This window comes from Luteipulveratus mongoliensis (assembly GCF_001190945.1).
GTDB classification, from domain to species: Bacteria; Actinomycetota; Actinomycetes; order Actinomycetales; family Dermatophilaceae; genus Luteipulveratus; species Luteipulveratus mongoliensis.
In genome coordinates this window covers 1,402,973-1,422,928 of the sequence record NZ_CP011112.1, presented here as the reverse complement: position 1 = coordinate 1,422,928, position 19,956 = coordinate 1,402,973, and the positions used below count along the sequence as shown (strand labels likewise).

Sequence of the window (19,956 nt, the reverse complement as noted above, 5' to 3'; positions counted from 1 at the left end):
GGACATGACCGGCCCGTCGCACGATTGGCACGGATTCGCCCCGGTCAGGAACCTGCCATATGCCAAACTCCGTCAGCACCACGCCGCCCCGTCACGGATGTCGTGGTTGGGGGAACAACATTTCGAGATGGGACATCGATGGGTCGCGCAGGCCAGGTCCGAGAGGCCGCAACACAGATCGCGCAAGGCGGTGACATCCGGGAGGTCGTCGGCAACGCCGTGCAGCAAGCGGCCGGAGAACGACTCCCTGCCGGACTGGACCCCGGGGACTTCGCTACCGCGAGGCAGCACGGCTTCTCAACCGGAACCCGGATCGTGCAGCAGACCTGCTCCCTCGACAACGCCAGCGAGACGCTGAACCAGTCCAGCTATCAACCCGGTCCGCAGGGCCCGGTCCACGTGATCACACCGATGGTGATGCCCAAGGGCCGCCGCTTCATCGGCATGCTCCCCGTCCTGGCGCTCGCCGTGCTCGGCGCAGTCGGAGCGATCGTCCTGCTGCCGGTGGACGGGCTGACCCTGGCACTGTTCGGGCCGCACTTCTGGGTGATCCTGGTCCTGATGGCCGCGTTCTTGTGGTGGCGGCTCGGCATGGTGATGGTGCCGGAGGGGTGTCAGGCGCTGATCAGCCGGTTCGGCAAGGTCGAGAACCAGGTCGGCCCCGGACTGGTGACGCTCTTCAACCCGTGGAAGCGGGTGTCGTACATCGTCAACACCACGCGTGAGTACCCGTTCAACGCGCCGATCCACCAGGCGCCGACCAAGAGCGGCGTGCAGGCGAGTGTCGACCTGTTCCTGCAGTTCCGGATCGTCGAGCCGCGCAACTTCATCTTCGCGCTCGGAGCTGTCCAGGGTTTCCAGGACAAGCTCAACAACGCCATCTCCGAGACCACTCGCTCGCTGATCTACGAGCAGGAGGCGTCCGGCATCTACGACCTCGTCGGTGAGTCGACGCAGCGGCTGCTGGAGCAGCTCAACCACCAGTTCTCGCCGGCGGTCGAGTTCACGCACGCCAACATCACGCACGCCGAGCCGTCCAGCCAGGAGTACCGGATGGACCTCGCGGCGCCCGAGATGGTGCGCGTCGCCAAGGAGGCGTACACGTACGAGTACGAGCTGCAGCTGAAGAAGGAGCAGAACGAAGGTGACGTCAACAAGGACCTCGCCTCGCTCAACGAGACGCTGAGCTCGATCCAGGCCGACATCGCGAAGTACCAGGCGCAGATGGACACCGCGCTGGAGCGCGAGACCAACCGTGCGAAGGCGATGGCTCGTCAGCGGTTCGTCGAGGCCGAGTCCGATGCCAACGCCAACGCGGCGCTGCTCGAGGCGCAGGCGCTCGACATCCGCGCGATGAGTGCCGCTGAGGCACCGGAGATCCTCGACTACCGCTACCAGCAGGACCTGCTCTCGCGGCTGGAGGAGGTGCGCGGCAGCCTTCCGCAGATCGTGCAGATCGGCGGGCAGGACGAGAGCGTCGACTACCTCAAGATCGCTCAGGGCCTGGTCGGTGGTGGCGGCACGCAGCTGTTCTCCGCCGAGGAGCTGGACGGGATCCGACAGCGCAAGGACGTCATCTCGACCCGCATCGACGGCCGTCAGGACTCGATTGCCGAGCTCCTCAAGCCACCGGAGCCGACGCTGCTGGACGAGGTACCGGAGACGACCGCCGACGAGGCGCTGCCCGGCGCCGACCGGCTGGACGCGATCCGTCGTTCCGTCGAGGCCCCACCCTCCGGCGAAACCGCTGGTCGAGTAGGCGAGCGCCCTGGCGCGAGCCGTATCGAGACCACCGACACCGCGGACGCGAAGTCTCCCGACAAGGCACCGGGTCTCGATACGTCCTCCGCTAGCGCTCCGGACTACTCGACCAACGCCGCGGAGGCTCCGGACTACTCGACCAACGCCGCGGAGGCTCCGGACTACTCGACCAACGCGGCGGAGGCCTCGGGCTCCTCGACCAACGAGGGCGGCAGTACGCCGTTGGCGACCAGGTCTGCACGGCACCGCAGGACGAACGACGGCACCGAAGGGACCCAGCGATGAGCCAGGCGACGCAGGAGACGATGCAGGACGCCGGCGTCGGCCGGCCACGAGGCATGTCCTCGATCAAGGAAGTCCTCGGTTCATGGGGCGACATTCGACAGCTGCTGCGCGGTGGCGAGTCCGGCGCGATCGTGCCCGTGGTCATCCCCAAGGACAGCCGCGGCCTGCGCTGGCTGACGCTGGTCTGGATCGCACTGTGGGCGTTCGCGACCGCGGCGATCTCGGCGACCACGGACGCCGACTGGCTCACGGTGCCGGCGGCTGTCGGCGGGCTCGCGTTCCTGCTGCTGGCGTTCCTGTGGTGGTGGCGCTCGTCGATCGTGGAGATCGAGGAGGGCACGGTCGGGGTCCTCACGAAGTTCGGTGCGATCACCGGCCCGGGCCTCTCGCCGGGGCGTCACTACTTGTGGCACCCCTGGGCGCGGGTCGCCTATGTCGTCGACGTGACGACCGAAATCCCTTACAACGCACCGGTTCTCGCGTGCCCGACCCATGAGAACGTCCCGCTCAAGTCGATCGAGTTCTTCCTGAAGTTCCGCATCGTCAACGCGATCCAGTTCGTGCAGACGATCGGCGCGGGCAACTTCGACCTGGTGCTGTCCAACTCGGTGCAGGACGCGATCCGTCAGCGTTCGCGCCTGGTCCGCACCGAGCAGGCGTACGACCTGCGCGGCTCCGATGTCGCCGACATGCAGGAGCTGCTCAACCGCCAGCTGGCTCGCTACGGCGTACAGATCCTCGGCTGCAACATCCCCGACGTGCAGCTGCCCACGCAGTACCGCCAGCACATCTCGACGCGCGAGCGCGTGGCCAAGGAGCTGTCGGCGTACGAGAAGGAGTGGGAGCTCACTCGCAAGCGTCGGATCGACACGCTGCTGATGGACATCGAGCGGTCCAAGAAGGTGCGGGACGCCAAGGTCATCGAGGTCAACGCTTCCCTCAACAAGGCGCGCAAGGACGTCGCACAGATGTTGGAGGAGCAGGAGACCGAGGCGCAGCGGGTGAAGTACGAGATCGAGACGCGTGGTCGTACGAATCTCGTTGCAGCACAAGGAGAGGCGCGGGCTCAGGAGCAGCTGGCGACGGCGTACCGCGACAACCGTGCGGTGCTCGGCTACGAGCTGGCGAGGCGGCGGCTCGACGTCGGCGCCCAGCTCGCTCGGAGTGCACCACAGCCGGTCATCGTGCAGACCGACTCCGGCTCGACAGACAGCTCGGCACTGTCGACGCTGATGCTGGCGCAGCTGCTGCCGCGGCTCGGTCAGGGTCAGGGTCAGGGTCAGCGCACGCCGGCGCTCTCCGAGGAGACCACGGAGCGCGTGGAGTCGTTGGCGCAGAAGGCAGCTCGCGGCATCGACCGTTCGTCGGTCGAGTAGGCGGAGCGGGAGCGGAGACGTATCGAGACCAGGTGCAGATGCGCACCTGGTCTCGATACGTCTCGCCCTGGGGCTCGCCTACTCGACCGGCGCCTGGACAGTCAGACCCAGGATCGACGACGCAATGGCCACGACGGCCGGGCCGATGTCGGGCGCCCCGCGCAGGTGCGGGGTCCGAGCGACGTCGTTGATGACGGTGAACGCCGCCTGGACTCGGATCCTGGCCGGGCCGTTGTCGAGCCGGTGCAGGTCGCGCAGCAGGTCGACCCAGGCGTTGATGTAGTCGCGCTGAACCTTCCGGACCCGTCGTTGCTCCGATGACGGCAGCGCGTCGGTCTCGGCGATCAGCACGTCCATGGCGTCCGGGTGGCTCAGCGCGTACTCGGCAAAGGACCGAACCACCCGGTTGAGTGCCTCGACCGGACTGGTCGTCTCGGCGAGGGTACGAGCGAGGTCGTCGGTCAACCAGCGCTCACCTTCGGCGATCGTCGCGAGCAGCACCTCTGGCTTGCTCGGGAAATGGTGATAGATGCTCGGCCCTGCGATTCCGACAACCGCACCGATGTCATCGACGCTCGTCCCGTGGTAGCCCCTCTGGGAGAACAGCTGCATCGCCGCACTGACGACCGCGTCCTTGGTCGACGACGTGGGCTCGACCTGGCTCGGGGATGCAGCCGCCGGCCCCGACTCCGCAGAGAACGTGGTGGCCAGCACGTCAGCACCTAGCTGAGCCAGTAGACGTACGTAGTCAGCACGTGGGAGCTGAACTCGGTGGTAGGACACGCTGATCAGACTGCCCAGCGTCGCCCACGCCAGCAGGTCGACCTGCTGGTTGTGGAGGTCCACGCGCGTTCCGCTGATCTTGGCGGCCAGGCGTCCTGAGATGGCGACCAGCTCGGCACGCAGCTCCTCGTGTCGCTCAGGCTCCAGATGCCGGGCCTCGCGCTGCCAGAGAACTCCGACCCCGCGGTGCTCGAGGGCCGCGGCCGCGATCGTGTCCAGTCCTGCCCGACCGTCGGCGAGGTCCGTCTCGAGCGCGACACCCAGCGCGGTGAATGCCGTACTGATGACCTCGTGCAGCAGCTCCTGCTTGCCCCGGAAGTGGCGGTACAGCGCGGAGGGGCCGATAGCCACCGCCTCGGCGATGTCGCTCATCGCCACCTGGGGATAGCCGCGCTCCGCGAAGAGCTCGGCGGCGGCGGCAAGGATCAGCGCCCGGCGGTTGCGCGGTCGCGTGCCCCGAGCAGGGGCGACCGCCCGCTGCGTTGAATTCCGTTGCGCCGTCAGTGCACTCGCCTCTCGTGACCGTCCCAGTAGGGCTCGCGCAGCTCTCGCTTGAGGGTCTTGCCGGCCTCGGACATCGGGAGGTCCGTCGCGAACTCCACGCTTCGCGGCACCCTATATCCGCAATCCGCTCACGGCAGTACGCCCCGTACCTCCTCGTCGGTGACGCGTTGGCCCTCCTTCGGTGCAGCTTGAGCACCGGTGGCTGCAGCGGCAGCACACGAAAGGACCGGGTCTCCCCCGCGGGGAGACCCGGCCCTCGACGTACGTGCCGTCAGTGCTTAGTGCTTGCCGACGTACGGCTGCGACTGCGGGTTGAACTGGTCCATCTTCACCTTCGCGGCCTGGTCGAAGTCCTTGCCGCTGACCTTGAAGATGTCGAAGCCCTTGCCGAGGTCCGAGGAGTAGACGTGGCCGTTGTAGTAGTACGACGACCAGGTGCCGCCGCCGTCCTCGCCAGCAGCCGGACCCCGCTCGAAGTAGCCGAGCTCCTTGGGGTGCGCGGAGTCGGTGAAGTCCCAGATCTGGGTGCCACCCATGTACCAGGACTGGACCATGATGTCCTTGCCCTTGACCGGCACGAGTGAGCCGTTGTGGGCGACGCAGTTCTCGTCGTCGGTCTGGTAGCGCGAGATCTTGAAGTACGACTTGAACGTGAGCTTGTTGCGCTTGCTCAGGTCGTAGATCGCGTCCGCACCGCGCTCCGGACCGGTCTTCTCGTTGCACGTCGCCGCGCCACCGCCACCGAGCTCGTCGGTGAAGATCACCTTGGTGCCGGCGTTGTTGAAGGTCGCCGAGTGCCAGAAGGCGAAGTTCTTGTCCGAGACCCGCTCGATGACCTTGGGCGCCGCCGGGTTCTTGATGTCGAGGATGATCCCGTCACCCATGCACGCACCGGCCGCGAGGTTCTTCAAGGGGTAGGCCGTGATGTCGTGGCAGCCGGTCGTCCCGGCGTTGGGCGTCCCACCATCGGGGAAGAGGTTGGGCTCGGCGACGACCTTGGCCTGCGTCGGCGCCTTCTTGGGGACCTCGATGATCGAGATCGAGTCGTGCGGCGGCTTGCAGTCCGGGTAGGTCTCGTTGGGGCTGTAGCTCGAGACGTAGAGGAACTCACTCGAGCGACCCGGGATCAGCGTGTGCGTGTGGGAGCCACAAGCGGTCTCGACCGACTTGATGTACTTCGGGTTGCGCACATCAGAGATGTCGAAGATCTTGATGCCCTCCCAGCTGGACTTCTCGGTCGCCGGCTGCGGCGTCGACGCGCAGGAGTCGTCCGACCGCGAGGAGTCGGTCGACAGGTAGAGCAGGTTGCCCGAGACCGACACGTCGTTCTGCGAGCCCGGGCACAGGACCTGCGCGAGCATCTTGGGCTTCGACGGCTTGGAGACGTCGAAGATGGTGAAGCCGTTGTAGTTGCCGACGAACGCCTTGTTGCCCTGGAAGGCGATGTCGGTGCCAGTGCCGTCGGCGAGCGGACCGCTCGGCGCGACGCTCGCGGCCCGCTTGACGTTGGCGCTGCGGCCGATCTGGTCGGCCTGCAGGCCGAGGCCGGACCGTCCGATCTCGGCGGGGTCGTTCAGCGGGTCACCTGGCTTGGCAGCCGGCGCGTGGTGCGACCGGATCTGCTCGTCGCCGACCGGTCCGCTGCCGTCACCGGGATCGCCGGTAGCCGCTGCCATGCTGACACCCGCTGACGTCGCGAGCGCGGCGCTGGTGATCAGCGCCAGGCCGAACCTTCTGCTTGATCGCATAGATGGCTCCTGTCTCGTACTCCCGTGGCTGACTGCCGCCTGTACGGAGGATGGGAGTCTGACCACCCTCCCTTGCGGCCGAGCACCAGAACAAGGAGAGCAAGGTCAAGGCTGGGTAAAGCGGCGGTCTAATGGCCGCCGCAGCCGTCGTACGCAGCGATCATCGAGCCATGTCCTTCGCACCAGGCCGCCGTCGTACGACCTTCGCCGGGTTGGCCGTGCTCCTCACGTTCGCGCTCGTCGCCTGCAGCAGTGACGACTCCGCGCGCCCCACTTCGACCGCCACGTCACCCAGCGCCCCGGTGCTGCAGCCGGGCAAACCCGGCGAGGCCAACTCCTCGTTGAGCGGGACGCAGGCGGTGCCCGGCAAGAAGGCCGAGCCGGCGCCGGCCGACGTGACCTTCATGCAGGACATGATCGTTCACCACGCCCAGGCCATCACGATGGTCGACATCGCGCTGCCGGGTCTGACCGACTCCCAGGCACGCTCGCTGGCACGGCGCATCAAGGCTGAGCAGGGCCCGGAGATACGGGTCATGAAGACCTGGCTGGAGAAGCACCACAAGGCGGTGCCGCCGCAGGCCACCAATACCCGGATGAAGGCCGACGGCCATCACGGGATGATGCCCGGCATGGCCACGCAACAGCAGCTGATCGACCTGCAGGGCGCCAAGGGTCCGGCGAAGGACAGACAGTTCCTGACGCTGATGATCCGTCACCACCAGGGCGCGCTCACGATGGTCGGCACCCGCGGCAGATCCGGCACCGACGACGACGCCGAGCGGATGGCGAACGACATCGGCTCGGTGCAGACATCGCAGATCACCCGGATGAAGTCGATCCGAAGCGGGCTCCCCCAGTGACCGTCGATCTCTTCTCCCGCTCATGGACTGCGTTGCGTACGACCGTGGCCGGGCTCTCGGACGCGGACTTCGCGCAGCCGTCCGGTTGCGCCGGATGGCTCGTACAAGACCTCGTGTGCCACCTGGTCATCGACGCGCAGGACGTCCTGATCACGCTCGTCACTCCCGCTGACACGGAGCCCACGCACGACGCGGTGACCTACTGGACGGTCTCCCAGACGCCGCCCACCGGCTACGACCCGCTCGATGCGCTGATCGTCCGTCTGGCGGCGGCGTACGAGCACCCCGAGCTGCTGAAGTTCCACCTGGACGACGTCGGCTCCGCGGCCGGTCGCGCGGCCGAGCTGGCCGACCCGGCTCTGCGGGTCAGCACCCAGGAGATGGTGCTGACGGCCGGCGACTACCTGTCGGCGTACGTCCTGGAGTGGACGCTGCATCACCTCGATCTGGTGGCACATCTCACCGACGTCACCGGGCCGCCTCCGGACGCGCTGGCGCGGACGCGCGCGATGCTCGAGCAGATCGCTGGAGCCTCGTTCCCCGCGTCGTTCTCCGACGCGGACGCCCTCCTGATCGGCACCGGCCGGCGTACTCCAACAGCCGCGGAGACCGCGGAGCTGGGTGACCTGGCCGCTCGGCTGCCCTTCGTCCTGGGGTGAACCTGGGACCCTCCTGCAGGCGGTAAACTGGAGGCTGCACAGGGCTCTGCGTGCCTGTTGGGTGGGAAGGCGCGCGACTTAGTTCGCGCTACCCCTGGAGCCCAGCCCCGTGTCCCCCACACAGTCCTATCGACGTCTGTTCGCCTCCACCGGCCTGACGTACGTCCTCGTCGCCTTCCTCGGTCGACTCCCCCTCGCGATGAGCCAGCTCGGCGTCCTGCTGCTCATCGCCGACACCACGGACAGCTATGGCGCGGGCGGTGCCTGTGCCGGTGCCCTCGCAGTCGCCAACGCGATCGGCGCCCCGATGTGGGGTGGCTGGGCCGACCGCGCCGGCCAGCGGCTCGTCGTCCTCATCCAGTCGGTGACCGGAGCCTTTGCTCTCGCCGTTCTGCTCATCACTGCGCACTCCGATCTGTCCTGGGCGTGGGCTGCAGTCGCGAGTGCGGTCGCCGGGTTCCTGATGCCGCAGGTCGGTCCGCTCGCGCGGGTGCGCTGGCGCCCGATCACCGCCGACAGTGGTCCGCACCAGCCGCGGCTCGTCAGCACCGCCTTCTCCTACGAAGGTGCGGCCGACGAGGCGTCGTTCGTGCTCGGCCCCGCCCTGGTCGGGTTGTGCGTCAGCATCGTCAGCCCGACCTTCGCGCTCGCCACGGCCGCGGTCCTGCTGGCCGTCTTCGGGACGTGGTTCGCGCTGCACGAGACGGCGCGCGTGGCCCACGCCGCGCCCCGCGCCTCGGCTGAGGGCGCGAGCCGCTTGCTCACGCCGGCGTTGACCGTCTTGTGCCTCGCCCAGCTGGCGATCGGGATGGTGTTCGGCTCGGTCCAGACCGGCACCTCCGTGCTGGCGACCGATGCGGGAGCGCCCGGGCTGACCGGCATCTTCCACGCGCTGCTCGGCATCGGCAGTGTCGCGGCCGGACTGGCTCTCGCCGGCCTGCCCGACCGGTTCGCGCTGCCGACCCGGCTGCGCTGGTTCGCGGTCGCGTTCCTCGCGCTCGCCCTGCCGCTGCTGATGGTCAGGTCGCTCGCGACGCTGGCGCCGGTGCTGCTCGTCCTCGGGCTGAGCGTCGCGCCCTACATGATCACGACCTTCACGCTCGGCGAGCAGCTGACACCGGCGTCGCGGACCAGCGCCGCCATGACTCTCCTGGCCGCGGCGACCGGTCTCGGCTACGCCGCGGGTGCAGCCATCGCAGGCCGGCTCGCGGACTGGGGCGGCCACACACCGGCGTTCGCGGTGACGGTGGCGGCCGGCGTACTGGCCGTGCTCATCTCGTGGTCCGGCCGAAGCCTCTTGGGACGTGCCGACGAGCGTGCGCGACATGGGGCACCCCTCGTCAATACAGTGCACCCATGAGCACTACCAAGAGCTCCTTCCTGAGCTCCCCTCTGGCCAAGAACCTCGCCGCGGCCGGTGCTGCGGGCGCGGTGACCCTGCTGCGTCCCGCGCGCTTTCCGAAGTGGCTGCGTCGCAGCATGCTGGCGACCAACACCGCCGGCACGGGCGCCTCGATGCTGCTGGGCACGGGAGGGTCGGCTGACCCGACCGGTTCTCCGGCGCTGCTCGCTGGTCGCCTCGGTGGCAAGGGCGCGAGCGCAGGCTCCACGGCCGGGGCGCTCGCAGCCGTCACGGGCGGGCTGACCCTGGTGACCTCAGGTATCGGGCTCAAGGCCGACGCCAAGGCCGAGCAGTTCCTGGTGGGTCGCGGCGTCAAGCGGCCGCGCATCTGGATGGCGGTCGGCGTGGTCGGCGTCGTGCTCGTCGCGCAGGTCCTGCAGGACCGGGCGGCCAAGATGGCCGAGGAGGCCGCCGCCAAGATGCAGCACAAGGGCGATGAGCCGTCCGAGCCGGACCAGCCCGCTGAGGCACGTCAGCTGCCCGGCAGCGGCGCGACTCGGCTGACCTGACCGGCTCAGGTGTCATGCCAGGTGAGCAGTACCGTCGCGACGACGAACACGATCAGCCCGTAGTACGAGAACGGTCGGCTCACGCTGATGATCGCGTGCGTGACGTCCGGGGTGGACCCAGCCTCGGTGAGCCGCTGCTGCACGGACTTGCGGACCTGAACCTTGCGTTGCTTCCCGGCCGTCGCGTCCCGGCCGCTCGCCAGCGTGGTGAGCGGCACGTACAGCGCAATCACCAGCAGCAGCAACGGGATTCGTAGGTACGGCGCATCCCAGCTGATCTGCGCGACCATCGCGAGCACGACCATTGCGGTCGCGACCACCGCGGCGACGAGCTGCCAGGTGAGCGAGAGCGTACGAGCTCGCAGGGCACTACCCTTGGCCGCGCGCACCAGCCGGGTGAGGTACGCCGACCGGATCCGGTTGCGTACCCACCACACCCAGAGCCCGCCGAGCACGAGCGTGACGGGAATCAACCAGGTCCTCATGGCCGTTGACCCTAGCCATCGTCCGGACCCGACACTGCAGGAGCATTGATGTCACAACCGATTCGTCTGACCGACGAACCGATGACGTGGGTGATGACGGGCGACAGCATCACGCAGGGCGTCTTCCACACCCACGGTGCCCGCTGCTGGGTCGAGCACGTGCACGAGCGTGTGCGATTCCAGCTCGGGCGACTGGACGATGTCGTCATCAACACCGGCATGTCCGGCTGGACCGCGCCGCAAGTGCTGGACCGGTTCGACCATCTGGTCGGGCGGTTCGAGCCCGACGTCGTGAGCATCTCGTTGGGCACGAACGACGCGATGGACGGCGCCGACGGGATCCCGCGCTTCCGTCAGGCGCTGAGCGAAATAGTCACTCGCGCAACGGATCTCGGCGCTCAGGTGACCCTGCAGACGCCCGCGCTGATCACCGCCGGAGCGGCCGCGGCGGGCCGACCGGACATGACGGCCTACGGCGACGTCGCCCGCGAGGTCGCGACGACGTACGACGTCCTCCTGGTCGATCATGAGGGGCACTGGCAGGACCACTTCGGGGATGAGGAGCCGGTCGCCTGGCTGGACGATCCGATCCATCCCAACGCGGCCGGGCACGAGGCGATGGCTCGTCACATGCTCCGCACGGTCGGCCTGGGCGATCTCGGCTGAGGCGAACCAGCCCTTGCGTTAGAGCGCGCTCTAAGTCGTAGCGTCGGCAGCATGAGCATCCGTCTCGGCTATCAGATCCCGAACTTCACCTATCCCGGCGAGCGGCCGGACGCCATCTTCCCCACGGTTGCCGCGCAGGCGCGCGAGGCCGAGGCAGCGGGCTTCGACACCGTCCTCGTGATGGATCACTTCTACCAGCTGGCCATGATCGGCAAGCCCGAGGAGCCGATGCTGGAGTCGTACACCGCGCTGGCCGCCATCGCGGGCGCGACCGAGTCCGTCCAGCTGTCGACGCTCGTCACCGGCGTCACCTATCGCAACCCGGCCCACCTCGCGAAGACCGTGACCACCCTCGACGTGATCTCCGGTGGCCGCGCCGTCCTCGGCCTCGGCGCCGGCTGGTTCGAGCTCGAGCATGACGAGATGGGCTACGAGTTCGGCACCTTCACCGACCGCTTCGAGCGCCTCGAGGAGGGCCTGCAGATCATCCAGCCGATGCTGCGCGGCGAGAACCCCACGTTCAAGGGCAAGTGGTACGCCGTCAACGGCGTCCGCAATGAGCCGCGGCTTCGCGATGACCTGCCGATCATGCTCGGCGGGTCCGGTGAGAAGAAGACATTCCGGTTGGCGGCGCAGTACGCCGACCACCTGAACATCATCTGCGGTCCGGACGAGCTGCCGCGCAAGCTCGAGGCCCTCGACCAGCGTTGCGCGGAGGTCGGACGAGACCGGTCGACCCTCGAGACCAGTTACCTGGCAACGGTATTCACCGACCCTGACGGCAACCGGGCGCGCGAGGTCGCAGTGGCGCACGCGGGCAAGCTGGGACTCGACCCAGCGGCGTTCACCGATGGCGGGCGTCTGTTCATCGGCACGCCGGACGAGGTGGCTGGCCAGATCAAGGAGAAGGTCATCGACGTAGGTGTCGACAGCATCGTGATCAACCTGATCGGCAACGGTCACGAGCCTGGCATCATCACCGCCGCCGGCGAGGCCCTGAAGCCCCTCGTCTTCTGACCCTTCTTGGCCGACAGTGCAAGCCGCGTCGCTTCCCGGATCTGGGTAGCGACGCGGCTTGCACTGTCGGCCAAGTGGGTTGAGGCGCGGATGGGTAGGCTCGGCGGGTGGAGCCGTTTGACGCACTGAGGCGGATCGCCTTCCTGCTGGAGCGATCTCGCGCGGGCACCTACCGGGTGAAGGCGTTCCGTCAGGCGGCCGACACCGTGCTCAGCACGCCGCGCGACGAGCTCGAGCAGCGCGCGAAGGACGGGACACTCGCCAAGCTGCCCGGTATCGGCAAGTCCACCGAAGCGGTCGTCCGCGAGGCCCTCGAAGGCAAGCGACCGGCGTACCTCACCACGTTGGAAGAGAAGTGGGACAAGCCGCTGGTGGAGGGCGGAGCCGAGCATCGCGCCGCGCTCAAGGGTGACTGCCACTGCCACTCCGACTGGAGCGATGGGGGCTCACCGATCCCCGAGATGGTCACCACGGCGATGGAGCTGGGCCACGACTACCTGGTGCTCACCGACCACTCCCCCAAGCTGCGAGTCGCGAATGGCCTTTCGGCAGAACGACTTTCGCAGCAGCTGAAGATCATCGACAAGATCAACGCGCACCTCGACGGTGAGTTCACCCTCCTCAAAGGGATCGAGGTCGACATCCTCGATGACGGCGAGCTGGACCAGACCGAAGAGATGCTGGGGCGGCTCGACGTGCGCGTCGTCTCGGTCCATTCCAAGCTCAAGATGGGCCCGGACGCGATGACCCGCCGTATGGTCGCCGCCGTGCAGCACCCGCGCGCGAACATCCTGGGCCACTGCACCGGCCGCCTCGTCGAGGGCGAGCGCGGGACGCGCGCGCAGTCGACGTTCGACGCGAACCAGGTCTTCCAGGCGTGCCTCGACAACGACGTCGCGGTCGAGATCAACTCCCGTCCCGAACGCTGCGATCCTCCGGACAACCTCCTCACCCAGGCGCTCGAGATGGGTTGCCTGTTCTCGATCGACAGCGACGCGCACGCCCCCGGGCAGCTCGACTTCCAGCAGTACGGCTGCGAGCGCGCCGAGCGCCTCGGCGTCCCGATCGAGCGCATCGTCAACACCTGGGAGCGCGACCGTCTCCTGGCGTGGGCCGACAAGTCCTGATGCGGCCTGAGCCCGGCCAGGTCCTGCACTTCTCCGAGGACCCGACAATCACTCGTTTCGTCCCCCACGTGGCCGCGACCGCCCAGCAGGCCGAGGCGTACGTCTGGGCGGTCGACGCTGACCGGTCTCCCGACTACTGGTTCCCGCGACAGTGTCCGCGCGCCATGGCCTGGACCACGGACCGGACGGCGGACGCGGACCGCGAGCGAATCATCGGCCCTGGCGGGGGCGAACGAGTGCACGCCATTGAGTACGCCTGGCTCGACCGCGTGCGCACGGTCGAGCTGTACGCCTACCGCCTTCCGGCGCAACACTTCTCGCCGTTCGGCACGCCGGAGCTGCATGCCATGGTCGCCACGGTCCCTGTCGAACCGCTGGCTCCCCCAGAGCCCGTGGGCGATCTCCTCGCCCTCCACGAGGAGGCCGGCATCCAGCTGCGGGTCCTGCCGAATCTGTGGGCGTTCTGGGACGCAGTGATCGAGAGCTCGCTCGGCTTCAGTGGCATTCGCCTCCGCCACGCGCAGCCGAAGGGTGAGCGCTGACGCCGCTGGTCGGGAAGAGTGGAGGCATGTCCTACCCCGACCCGGTCTATTTCGGCGATGACGGCGAGCTCACCGCCACCCTGCGACGCGGCGATGCCCAGCCAGACCTGACGTACACCAAGGGTGGCACGGTCGACTACCTGGCGACCGGCGCGAGCACGGGTGGCGCCTTCGGGATGTACCGGTGGAACTTCGGCACCCAGGTCAGCGGGCCTGACCCGCACTTCCACCGCACGATCTCCGAGTCGTTCTTCATCCTGTCCGGTGTCGTCAAGATCCACGACGGCCACGACTGGGGCGAGCGCACGGCAGGCGACTTCGTGCACGTCCCGCCGGGCGGCGTACACGGCTTCCGCAACGAGTCAGGAGCGCCCGCTTCGATGCTGCTGATGTTCACGCCGGGCGCCCCGCGCGAGGAGTACTTCGAGACGCTCAAGAGGCTCGGCGACGGCCTCACCATGACCGACGAGGAGAAGGACGCTTTCTACCTCGCGCACGACAACTACTGGCTCTGAAAACCGCGTCAGTCCGGGCCCAGATCAGGCTCCACGGGGCCGTTTTGGCGGATCGGCCAGGCTCCCCCTATGCTTACCGAGTCCTCGACGGATCCGAGCTGGCGCTTGGCGGGCCGGGACCTGTCGACAGGTCCCCATCGTCTAGCGGCCTAGGACCCCGCCCTTTCACGGCGGTAGCACGGGTTCGAATCCCGTTGGGGATACGCAGTACTTGCAAGAAGCCTTTCACGAGGCCCCGTAGCGCAGTTGGTTAGCGCGCCGCCCTGTCACGGCGGAGGTCGCCGGTTCGAGCCCGGTCGGGGTCGCCAGTATTCACTACCTGGCCAGGTAGCTCAGTTGGTAGAGCGAGCGACTGAAAATCGCTAGGTCGGCGGTTCGACCCCGTCCCTGGCCACCATCACCGAAAGCCGCAGCCCACGGGCTGCGGCTTTCGTCATGTCGGCACGACCATCAGACGGTCGGTCACCGCGCCCAGCTGTTCGGTGGTCGCCCCGGCCCCCGCGAGGTACGCGGCCGTGCTGCCGTAGCGCTCATGGACGTGCTCCAGCAGGCGGCACATCGTCTCGCCGTCAGCCCCAGAACCCTCGTAGTCAGCAGCTATCAGTTCCGGCTGCACGCCGACGAGATCGAGGACCAGGGCGATGACGATGCCCGTTCGGTCCTTGCCCGCATGACAGTGCACGACCACACACCCGATGGGCGCATCCGCAATGGCGACGACGGCCAGAGCGATGCGGTCGCGGTGCTCGTCGATGAGGGCTCGGTACTGCTCGAACACGTCGGCCCCAGGCAGGTCATCGTCGTCACCCAGGAGCGGTACGTTCAGCCACCGCGGATCATCGGCGTACGGCGACGGGTACTTCGCGCACTCCCACGCACTTCGCAGGTCGACGAACCTGCTGACGCCGGCGGTCTCGACAGCCGCGAGGCCGTCTGCGCTGAGCTGGTCGAGGTTGTCGCTGCGGACCATGCGCCCCAGCTGCAGCTTGCCGGCTGCTGTCGGTAGCCCGCCGACGTCCCTCACGTTGCGGCAGTCGGGCCAGGTCAGGGGACGCACAGCGATCACCGTAGCTCCGCCGGGCGGCGCGCGCGTGACGTGATCGCCGCTTCACCTCGCGCGAAAGCCGCAGCCCCGTGGGGCTGCGGCTTTCGTCGTACGTCTCTTCCCGCGCCCAGCGATGGGCCGTGGGATCCGGGCCTACGGGCTCTTCGGCAGGGCGGCCTTCGGACTCGTCGGCAGGACGGCCTTCGGGTGGCTACGCAGCCACTTCTGGGCGTCCTGGTCCGTCTTGCTGGAGGTCCGCTGCTTGGAGGCCGCGGGCACCTTCAACGCTGCGTTCGGGGCCGATCCGGTCAGCTGCTTGTAGATCAGGCTGCTCTCCGCCTTCATACCTGCCGCGAAGGGGTGGTAGGACACAGCTGCGAGCAGATTGGTCGACTGGCCGTTGACCCAGGCTGCATCGCCCGCGCACGCGTCGTGGCCCAGACCCGGGCCGTACGTGTCGACGTACTGCACGTTCGGGATCGACTTGGCGGCGTTGGAGACGGCGAGGTTGAGCCGCCGGTTCAGGCTGTCACCCCACTTGTAGTCGCCATCCGCGAGTGGGACCACGTCCGGGCAGTAGCCCGTCGGCGGCAAGATCCGGGGATAGCCGACCATCACGATCGTGGCGCCCGGCGAACGCTCGCGAATCGCCTTGACCGCACGCTTGAGGTTCTTCTCCGTGTTGCCGAGAGCGGCCGTCAAGGTGTCGACGCCGTTGACCGTGTAGTGGTCCTTGCACGGCGAGCCAGTCGGGTCCGAGTCGCGGTACTTCGGGCACTCGTAGACCATGTTGCCGAAGACGCTGTAGTCGTTGCCGCCGAGACCGACCGTGACCAGGTCCGTGTCCAGCGTCAGGGCGTCGAGCTGGGGCGCCTGGTTGGCGAGGTTCAGGTCGGCCGTCGGTGTGGGCTGCGGCTGCGTGAGGTGCGTGGTCTCAGCCGACGAGCACGTGACATCCGTGAACGCGCCGGACTTGTAGTACAGACCGAGCTGGGTGGCCAGCCACGACGGGTAGTTGTTGTTGGAGCGGAAGCACCAGGAGCTGTTCCAGGGGATCAGCGGTCCGGCCGAGTAGGAGTCGCCGAGGGCGACGTACTTGGTGAACGTCTTCCCGGCCAGCGGCGCGACGCGCGGCCCACTGACCTTCGACGCCGTGCTGGTCTTCGAGGCGCTTGTCTGCGAGTCGCTGTCGCTGGCGCCTGCCTTGGCCGGCGAGGCGACCGTCGCACAGGCGAGGCTCAATGCGGCGGCTCCCACGAGCCCCCGTCGTAGTCGTCGTGACACTGTTCCTCCGCTGAGTCAGGGCTCCGGTGTGATGGTGCTCACGCAGAGTGCCCTGCACAGCCGACTTGGTCAAGTGTCCGAGTCGTAAAGTTTGGCCAATCCCGCCTCTCCGCCAAGCGCCCGCAAACGCCTCGAAGACCTACGCGGCCGACGACGAGGCGTCCCCCAACCACTGCTCGAAACCGTCAGGACGACCCGCCCACGACGTACGCGCTGTGAGCATCTCCTGATCAGTCAGCAGGGCAGTCCGGAAGGCACGGGTCACTCGGTCGGCGATCTCCGGACAGCAGGTCACGACCCACCGACTGGCTCGCTGCGCGCCGTCCCAGTCGCCCACGCCCCCAAGGCTGAGGCGACCACCGATCGCCTCCCAGGCAATGGCCGCGTCAGGTCGACCCGGAAGCCACATGGCGCCCCGTCCACGCATCTCGCCCTCTGCCAGATCGCGCAGCCGGTCAAGCAGCCGCTGCGGATGGAACGGCTTCCAGCTCGCCAGCTCGACGGTGACCATCGTGGCGTCGTCCACAGCGTGCGCCGGGCGACGGCGTCGCCGTGGGTCGACGAAGGCGCGGGACGCATCGGCATGATGCTCGGCACGAACCAGCTCTCGACCTTCGAGCCGGCCGGTGCCGAGCACAACTCCTGCACCCTCGCGATGCAGATGATGCAGGAGGTCGAGGTCGAGCTGAGTCGGTCGACTACCGACGACCACGATCGTGTCGGCCAGCTCGACCTGGGCGACGAAAACCTCGGCGTACGAACGCTGGTCGTCCTCGGACAGACCCAGCCCTACATCAGTCAGGTCGGCCTGGCCGAACACCGATTCGTCCACGTCAGAGCCAATCACCGCGATGACGTTGGCCAGGCGAAGCGGCACTGCGGCACCCTCGTCCCGCAGGAGCCCGGTGATGCCGACGACCAGCGGCAGCGGCTCGGCCGCGACGGGCAGCTCGACCACGATCGCCGACCACCGCCCCGCCTCAGCGAGCGCGATCATGGCCGGCAGGATCACCTCGCGCATCGCGCAGGACAGGCACGGGTGCTCGAGCGGGGTGGCCTCATCCTCGATGACCCCGGTCAGGTCGCTGGCCACCCTGCGTACGGCCCCGGCCTCCTCATCGATCTCGACCCGCAGCAGCACCGAACCCGGCAGATCGCACTGGATCGCGAGCGCCGCGCTGTCCAGATCGAGCCGATCGAGCCCCGTGAGTACGACGACCGGCACCCGGCTGTCCATCTGACACCTCCATGCCTAAACTGAGAACAATTCTCATTACCGTACAGGAGTGACGGTGGCGCGCGTCCAGGCTCGCGGCGAGAAGGTCTAGAGCTGCTCCGGCGGCTCCATGAAGCCTCGCTCGATGGCTCGCACGAAGCGACGCGGCACCCTGCGCACCTCGCCGTCGTACGCGATCGGGACGAGGCCAGTGGGCGTCGCCTTCCAGTTGGCCCGGCGGCTGCGGGTGTTGCTGCGAGAGGTCTTGCGCTTGGGGACGGCCATGGGTCACCCTTTCGTGGAATGAAAACCGTTCTCATATGGTTGCACAGTCCAGAACGACACAAGGAGGTCTCCGATGGCCAGGTCCGTCGACGTACGCCCGAAGATCAAGCTCCGCTCCACGGCGGGCACCGGGTACACGTACATCACCAAGAAGAACCGCAGGAACGACCCCGACCGGCTGACGCTGCGCAAGTTCGACCCCGTCGTACGACAGCACGTCGAGTTCCGCGAGGAACGCTGAATGGCCAAGCGCAGCAAGGTCGTTCGCGATCAGCAGCGTCGAGACGTCGTCGCTCGGTACGCCGAGCAGCGGCTCTCCCTCAAGCGCGCCATCGCGTCTCCGCAGTCCAGCGACGCCGACCGCGAAGCGGCGCAGGTCGCACTGCAGCGGCTGCCTCGCGATGCGAGCCCGACCCGGCTGCGCAACCGCGACGTCGTCGACGGCCGACCTCGGTCGGTCTACCGCAAGTTCGGGCTCTCCCGTATCCGCCTTCGCGAGATGGCGCACGCCGGCGAGCTCCCTGGAATCACGAAATCGAGCTGGTGAGCATGCAGAAGAATCTCCACCCCAACTACCACCCCGTCGTCTTCCGCGACCCGAGCGCGGACTTCGCCTTCCTGACGCGGTCGACCGCGACGAGTGCGAACACGATCGAGTGGGAGGACGGCAACACCTACCCGCTGATCACGGTCGATGTCTCGAGCGCGAGTCACCCGTTCTACACGGGCCAGACGCGCGTCATGGACACCGCCGGACGCGTCGAGCGCTTCAACCGGCGCTATCAGCGCGGCGACCAGAAGGCCTGACGACCTCCTGCACAAATTGACTCCGGTCAATTTGTGCAGGAGCGGGGCAGGTCAGGCGCAGTGCGGTATCACCCCGTCTTGATACCGGTGAGAGCCGCGTAGATCAGCTTGCTCTCCGCGCGCATGCCGGCCGCGAGCGGGTGGTACGCCGCGGCCTTGAGCACGTTGGAGTACTGCCCGTTGACCCAGGCCGCGCTCCCGGCGCACGCGTCATGCCCCAGGGCAGGACCGTAGGTGTCGACGAAGAGCGCGCCCTTGTTCTTGGCCGCCGTGGAGACCGCCGTGTTCAAGGCCCGATTGATGCTGTCTGCCCAGGCGTAGTCACCTTCGGCGAACGGCACCTGATCCGGGCAGTATCCGCTTGGCGGGACCAGCCGCGGGTAGCCGACCAGGACGACCGTCGCTTTGGGAGAGCGCTTGTGGATGGTGTCGATGTTGCCCTCGAGATTCTTCTCCGTCTTGACCAGCGAAGCCTTCAACGTGTCGACGCCGTTGACGGTGAAGTGCGCCTGGCAAGGAGCACCCGTGGGGTCACTGTCCCGCAGACCGGGGCAGGTGCCGACGAGCGAGCCGAACACGGAGTAGTCGTTGCCGCCCATCCCCAAGGTGACGAGGTCGGTGTCCGACTTCAAGGCGTTGGCCTGAGGGGCCGCGGTGCCCTGAGGCGCATCAGGCGTCGGAATCGGTTGAGACTGCGTGAGATTGGTGGTGTCCGCTGACGAGCAGCTCACATCGTTGAACGCACCGGCCTTGTAGTACAGGCCCAGGTCCGTCGCCAACCACGCCGGGTAGTTGTTGGTCGAGCGGAAGCACCACGTGCTGTTCGTCGGGATCAAGGGGCCGGCCGAGTACGAGTCGCCCAGCGCGACGTACTTGGTGAACGAGGTCGTGGCCGTCGGACGGCTCCCAGGCCCCGGGTCCGGCGTCGCGCTCGCGGAGGTCATACCGGCGGCCGCACTTGCAACTGCGAGGGTCAGGGCGGCAAAGGCGCTACCCATGGAACGTCTGGACATCGTGTCTCCGATCGCTCAATGCTCCGGTGTGACTGACGTCACAGACCTTGGCGCACGATGAACG

General features: G+C 67.8%; 22 protein-coding genes and 3 tRNA genes. 17 read left to right on the top strand and 8 right to left on the bottom strand.

What is annotated here, in order from left to right:
* Positions 1 to 138: 138 nt before the first annotated feature.
* Positions 139 to 2,046, top strand: coding sequence for an SPFH domain-containing protein (locus VV02_RS06685; RefSeq protein WP_052590580.1), 1,908 nt, complete (start codon positions 139 to 141; stop codon positions 2,044 to 2,046).
* The gene (locus tag VV02_RS06680; RefSeq protein ID WP_218917362.1) at positions 2,043 to 3,422 is read left to right on the top strand and encodes an SPFH domain-containing protein; all 1,380 of its coding nucleotides are present in this window, start codon (positions 2,043 to 2,045) and stop codon (positions 3,420 to 3,422) included. Before VV02_RS06685 ends, VV02_RS06680 begins: the two co-directional genes overlap by 4 nt.
* Positions 3,423 to 3,500: 78 nt before the next feature.
* On the opposite strand, the gene VV02_RS26880 is transcribed toward VV02_RS06680, so the two are convergent.
* Positions 3,501 to 4,631, bottom strand: coding sequence for a TetR/AcrR family transcriptional regulator (locus VV02_RS26880; protein ID WP_281177335.1), 1,131 nt, complete (start codon positions 4,629 to 4,631; stop codon positions 3,501 to 3,503).
* Between the two features lie 356 nt (positions 4,632 to 4,987).
* Positions 4,988 to 6,457 (bottom strand): LVIVD repeat-containing protein, encoded by a 1,470-nt coding sequence (locus VV02_RS06670; protein ID WP_052590571.1) that lies wholly within the window; start codon positions 6,455 to 6,457, stop codon positions 4,988 to 4,990.
* A 170-nt stretch (positions 6,458 to 6,627) separates the two neighbouring features.
* Between VV02_RS06670 and VV02_RS06665 the strand changes: the two genes are divergently transcribed.
* The 4 genes from VV02_RS06665 to VV02_RS06650 all read left to right on the top strand — a co-directional run bounded on the left by VV02_RS06665 (position 6,628) and on the right by VV02_RS06650 (position 9,890).
* Positions 6,628 to 7,320: a DUF305 domain-containing protein gene (locus VV02_RS06665; RefSeq protein ID WP_169787652.1), complete on the top strand. Its 693-nt coding sequence runs from the start codon at positions 6,628 to 6,630 to the stop codon at positions 7,318 to 7,320.
* Positions 7,317 to 7,979 (top strand): maleylpyruvate isomerase N-terminal domain-containing protein, encoded by a 663-nt coding sequence (locus tag VV02_RS06660; RefSeq protein ID WP_052590560.1) that lies wholly within the window; start codon positions 7,317 to 7,319, stop codon positions 7,977 to 7,979. The genes VV02_RS06665 and VV02_RS06660 overlap by 4 nt, the downstream gene beginning before the upstream one ends.
* Before the next feature lie 109 nt (positions 7,980 to 8,088).
* The gene (locus tag VV02_RS06655; protein WP_052590558.1) at positions 8,089 to 9,339 is read left to right on the top strand and encodes an MFS transporter; all 1,251 of its coding nucleotides are present in this window, start codon (positions 8,089 to 8,091) and stop codon (positions 9,337 to 9,339) included.
* Complete coding sequence (locus VV02_RS06650) at positions 9,336 to 9,890, top strand: hypothetical protein (protein WP_052590555.1); 555 nt, start codon at positions 9,336 to 9,338, stop codon at positions 9,888 to 9,890. Before VV02_RS06655 ends, VV02_RS06650 begins: the two co-directional genes overlap by 4 nt.
* Before the next feature lie 5 nt (positions 9,891 to 9,895).
* Here VV02_RS06650 and VV02_RS06645 read toward each other — a convergent pair whose 3' ends face one another.
* Entirely contained in the window at positions 9,896 to 10,375 is a 480-nt protein-coding gene (locus tag VV02_RS06645) for a hypothetical protein (RefSeq protein WP_052590554.1), read from the bottom strand.
* Between the two features lie 48 nt (positions 10,376 to 10,423).
* Between VV02_RS06645 and VV02_RS06640 the strand changes: the two genes are divergently transcribed.
* The 8 genes from VV02_RS06640 to VV02_RS06605 all read left to right on the top strand — a co-directional run bounded on the left by VV02_RS06640 (position 10,424) and on the right by VV02_RS06605 (position 14,639).
* Positions 10,424 to 11,041 carry an SGNH/GDSL hydrolase family protein gene (locus VV02_RS06640; protein WP_052590552.1) on the top strand — a complete coding sequence of 206 codons (618 nt, stop codon included), beginning with the start codon at positions 10,424 to 10,426 and terminating at the stop codon, positions 11,039 to 11,041.
* A gap of 51 nt (positions 11,042 to 11,092) precedes the next feature.
* Positions 11,093 to 12,058 (top strand): LLM class F420-dependent oxidoreductase, encoded by a 966-nt coding sequence (locus VV02_RS06635; protein WP_052590550.1) that lies wholly within the window; start codon positions 11,093 to 11,095, stop codon positions 12,056 to 12,058.
* A gap of 107 nt (positions 12,059 to 12,165) precedes the next feature.
* Positions 12,166 to 13,185 (top strand): PHP domain-containing protein, encoded by a 1,020-nt coding sequence (locus VV02_RS06630; protein WP_052590549.1) that lies wholly within the window; start codon positions 12,166 to 12,168, stop codon positions 13,183 to 13,185.
* Positions 13,167 to 13,727 carry a DUF6886 family protein gene (locus VV02_RS06625; RefSeq protein WP_218917361.1) on the top strand — a complete coding sequence of 187 codons (561 nt, stop codon included), beginning with the start codon at positions 13,167 to 13,169 and terminating at the stop codon, positions 13,725 to 13,727. The genes VV02_RS06630 and VV02_RS06625 overlap by 19 nt, the downstream gene beginning before the upstream one ends.
* 26 nt (positions 13,728 to 13,753) lie before the next feature.
* A complete protein-coding gene (locus VV02_RS06620) occupies positions 13,754 to 14,242 on the top strand; it encodes a cupin domain-containing protein (protein WP_052590545.1) in 489 nt (162 codons plus the stop codon).
* Between the two features lie 130 nt (positions 14,243 to 14,372).
* Positions 14,373 to 14,445, top strand: a tRNA-Glu gene (locus VV02_RS06615).
* Between the two features lie 28 nt (positions 14,446 to 14,473).
* Positions 14,474 to 14,550: transfer RNA gene (locus VV02_RS06610), tRNA-Asp, on the top strand.
* A gap of 13 nt (positions 14,551 to 14,563) precedes the next feature.
* Positions 14,564 to 14,639: transfer RNA gene (locus tag VV02_RS06605), tRNA-Phe, on the top strand.
* 36 nt (positions 14,640 to 14,675) lie between these two features.
* On the opposite strand, the gene VV02_RS06600 is transcribed toward VV02_RS06605, so the two are convergent.
* The 4 genes from VV02_RS06600 to rpmF form a co-directional block, all read right to left on the bottom strand.
* The gene (locus tag VV02_RS06600) at positions 14,676 to 15,299 is read right to left on the bottom strand and encodes a tyrosine-protein phosphatase (RefSeq protein ID WP_169787651.1); all 624 of its coding nucleotides are present in this window, start codon (positions 15,297 to 15,299) and stop codon (positions 14,676 to 14,678) included.
* A 141-nt stretch (positions 15,300 to 15,440) separates the two neighbouring features.
* Positions 15,441 to 16,544, bottom strand: coding sequence for an SGNH/GDSL hydrolase family protein (locus VV02_RS06595; protein WP_218917360.1), 1,104 nt, complete (start codon positions 16,542 to 16,544; stop codon positions 15,441 to 15,443).
* 166 nt (positions 16,545 to 16,710) lie between these two features.
* A complete protein-coding gene (locus VV02_RS06590; RefSeq protein ID WP_052590541.1) occupies positions 16,711 to 17,808 on the bottom strand; it encodes a GTP-binding protein in 1,098 nt (365 codons plus the stop codon).
* Between the two features lie 87 nt (positions 17,809 to 17,895).
* Positions 17,896 to 18,072 carry a 50S ribosomal protein L32 gene (gene rpmF, locus VV02_RS06585; protein WP_052590540.1) on the bottom strand — a complete coding sequence of 59 codons (177 nt, stop codon included), beginning with the start codon at positions 18,070 to 18,072 and terminating at the stop codon, positions 17,896 to 17,898.
* Positions 18,073 to 18,145: 73 nt separating this feature from the next.
* On the opposite strand from rpmF, the gene rpmG reads away from it, so the two are divergent.
* The 3 genes from rpmG to VV02_RS06570 are packed head-to-tail and all read left to right on the top strand — an operon-like array spanning position 18,146 to position 18,879.
* Positions 18,146 to 18,313 (top strand): 50S ribosomal protein L33, encoded by a 168-nt coding sequence (gene rpmG / locus VV02_RS06580; RefSeq protein WP_052590539.1) that lies wholly within the window; start codon positions 18,146 to 18,148, stop codon positions 18,311 to 18,313.
* Positions 18,314 to 18,619, top strand: coding sequence for a 30S ribosomal protein S14 (rpsN, locus tag VV02_RS06575; protein WP_052590538.1), 306 nt, complete (start codon positions 18,314 to 18,316; stop codon positions 18,617 to 18,619).
* A 2-nt stretch (positions 18,620 to 18,621) separates the two neighbouring features.
* The gene (locus VV02_RS06570; protein ID WP_052590537.1) at positions 18,622 to 18,879 is read left to right on the top strand and encodes a type B 50S ribosomal protein L31; all 258 of its coding nucleotides are present in this window, start codon (positions 18,622 to 18,624) and stop codon (positions 18,877 to 18,879) included.
* Positions 18,880 to 18,947: 68 nt separating this feature from the next.
* Here VV02_RS06570 and VV02_RS06565 read toward each other — a convergent pair whose 3' ends face one another.
* On the bottom strand, positions 18,948 to 19,892 hold the full coding sequence (locus VV02_RS06565; RefSeq protein WP_052590535.1) for an SGNH/GDSL hydrolase family protein: 945 nt from the start codon (positions 19,890 to 19,892) through the stop codon (positions 18,948 to 18,950).
* Positions 19,893 to 19,956 lie beyond the last annotated feature (64 nt).

Bases quoted from the DNA above. Each gene is read 5' to 3' on its own strand.
- VV02_RS06685 (WP_052590580.1), top strand. From the start codon at position 139: ATGGGTCGCGCAGGCCAGGTCCGAGAGGCCGCAACACAGATCGCGCAA.
- rpsN (WP_052590538.1), top strand. From the start codon at position 18,314: ATGGCCAAGCGCAGCAAGGTCGTTCGCGATCAGCAGCGTCGAGACGTC.
- VV02_RS06565 (WP_052590535.1), bottom strand. From the start codon at position 19,892: ATGTCCAGACGTTCCATGGGTAGCGCCTTTGCCGCCCTGACCCTCGCA.
- VV02_RS06665 (WP_169787652.1), top strand. From the start codon at position 6,628: ATGTCCTTCGCACCAGGCCGCCGTCGTACGACCTTCGCCGGGTTGGCC.
- VV02_RS06620 (WP_052590545.1), top strand. From the start codon at position 13,754: ATGTCCTACCCCGACCCGGTCTATTTCGGCGATGACGGCGAGCTCACC.
- rpmF (WP_052590540.1), bottom strand. From the start codon at position 18,072: ATGGCCGTCCCCAAGCGCAAGACCTCTCGCAGCAACACCCGCAGCCGC.
- VV02_RS06640 (WP_052590552.1), top strand. From the start codon at position 10,424: ATGTCACAACCGATTCGTCTGACCGACGAACCGATGACGTGGGTGATG.
- VV02_RS06635 (WP_052590550.1), top strand. From the start codon at position 11,093: ATGAGCATCCGTCTCGGCTATCAGATCCCGAACTTCACCTATCCCGGC.
- VV02_RS06670 (WP_052590571.1), bottom strand. From the start codon at position 6,457: ATGCGATCAAGCAGAAGGTTCGGCCTGGCGCTGATCACCAGCGCCGCG.
- VV02_RS06650 (WP_052590555.1), top strand. From the start codon at position 9,336: ATGAGCACTACCAAGAGCTCCTTCCTGAGCTCCCCTCTGGCCAAGAAC.
- VV02_RS06645 (WP_052590554.1), bottom strand. From the start codon at position 10,375: ATGAGGACCTGGTTGATTCCCGTCACGCTCGTGCTCGGCGGGCTCTGG.
- VV02_RS06680 (WP_218917362.1), top strand. From the start codon at position 2,043: ATGAGCCAGGCGACGCAGGAGACGATGCAGGACGCCGGCGTCGGCCGG.
- VV02_RS06570 (WP_052590537.1), top strand. From the start codon at position 18,622: ATGCAGAAGAATCTCCACCCCAACTACCACCCCGTCGTCTTCCGCGAC.
- VV02_RS06590 (WP_052590541.1), bottom strand. From the start codon at position 17,808: ATGGACAGCCGGGTGCCGGTCGTCGTACTCACGGGGCTCGATCGGCTC.
- rpmG (WP_052590539.1), top strand. From the start codon at position 18,146: ATGGCCAGGTCCGTCGACGTACGCCCGAAGATCAAGCTCCGCTCCACG.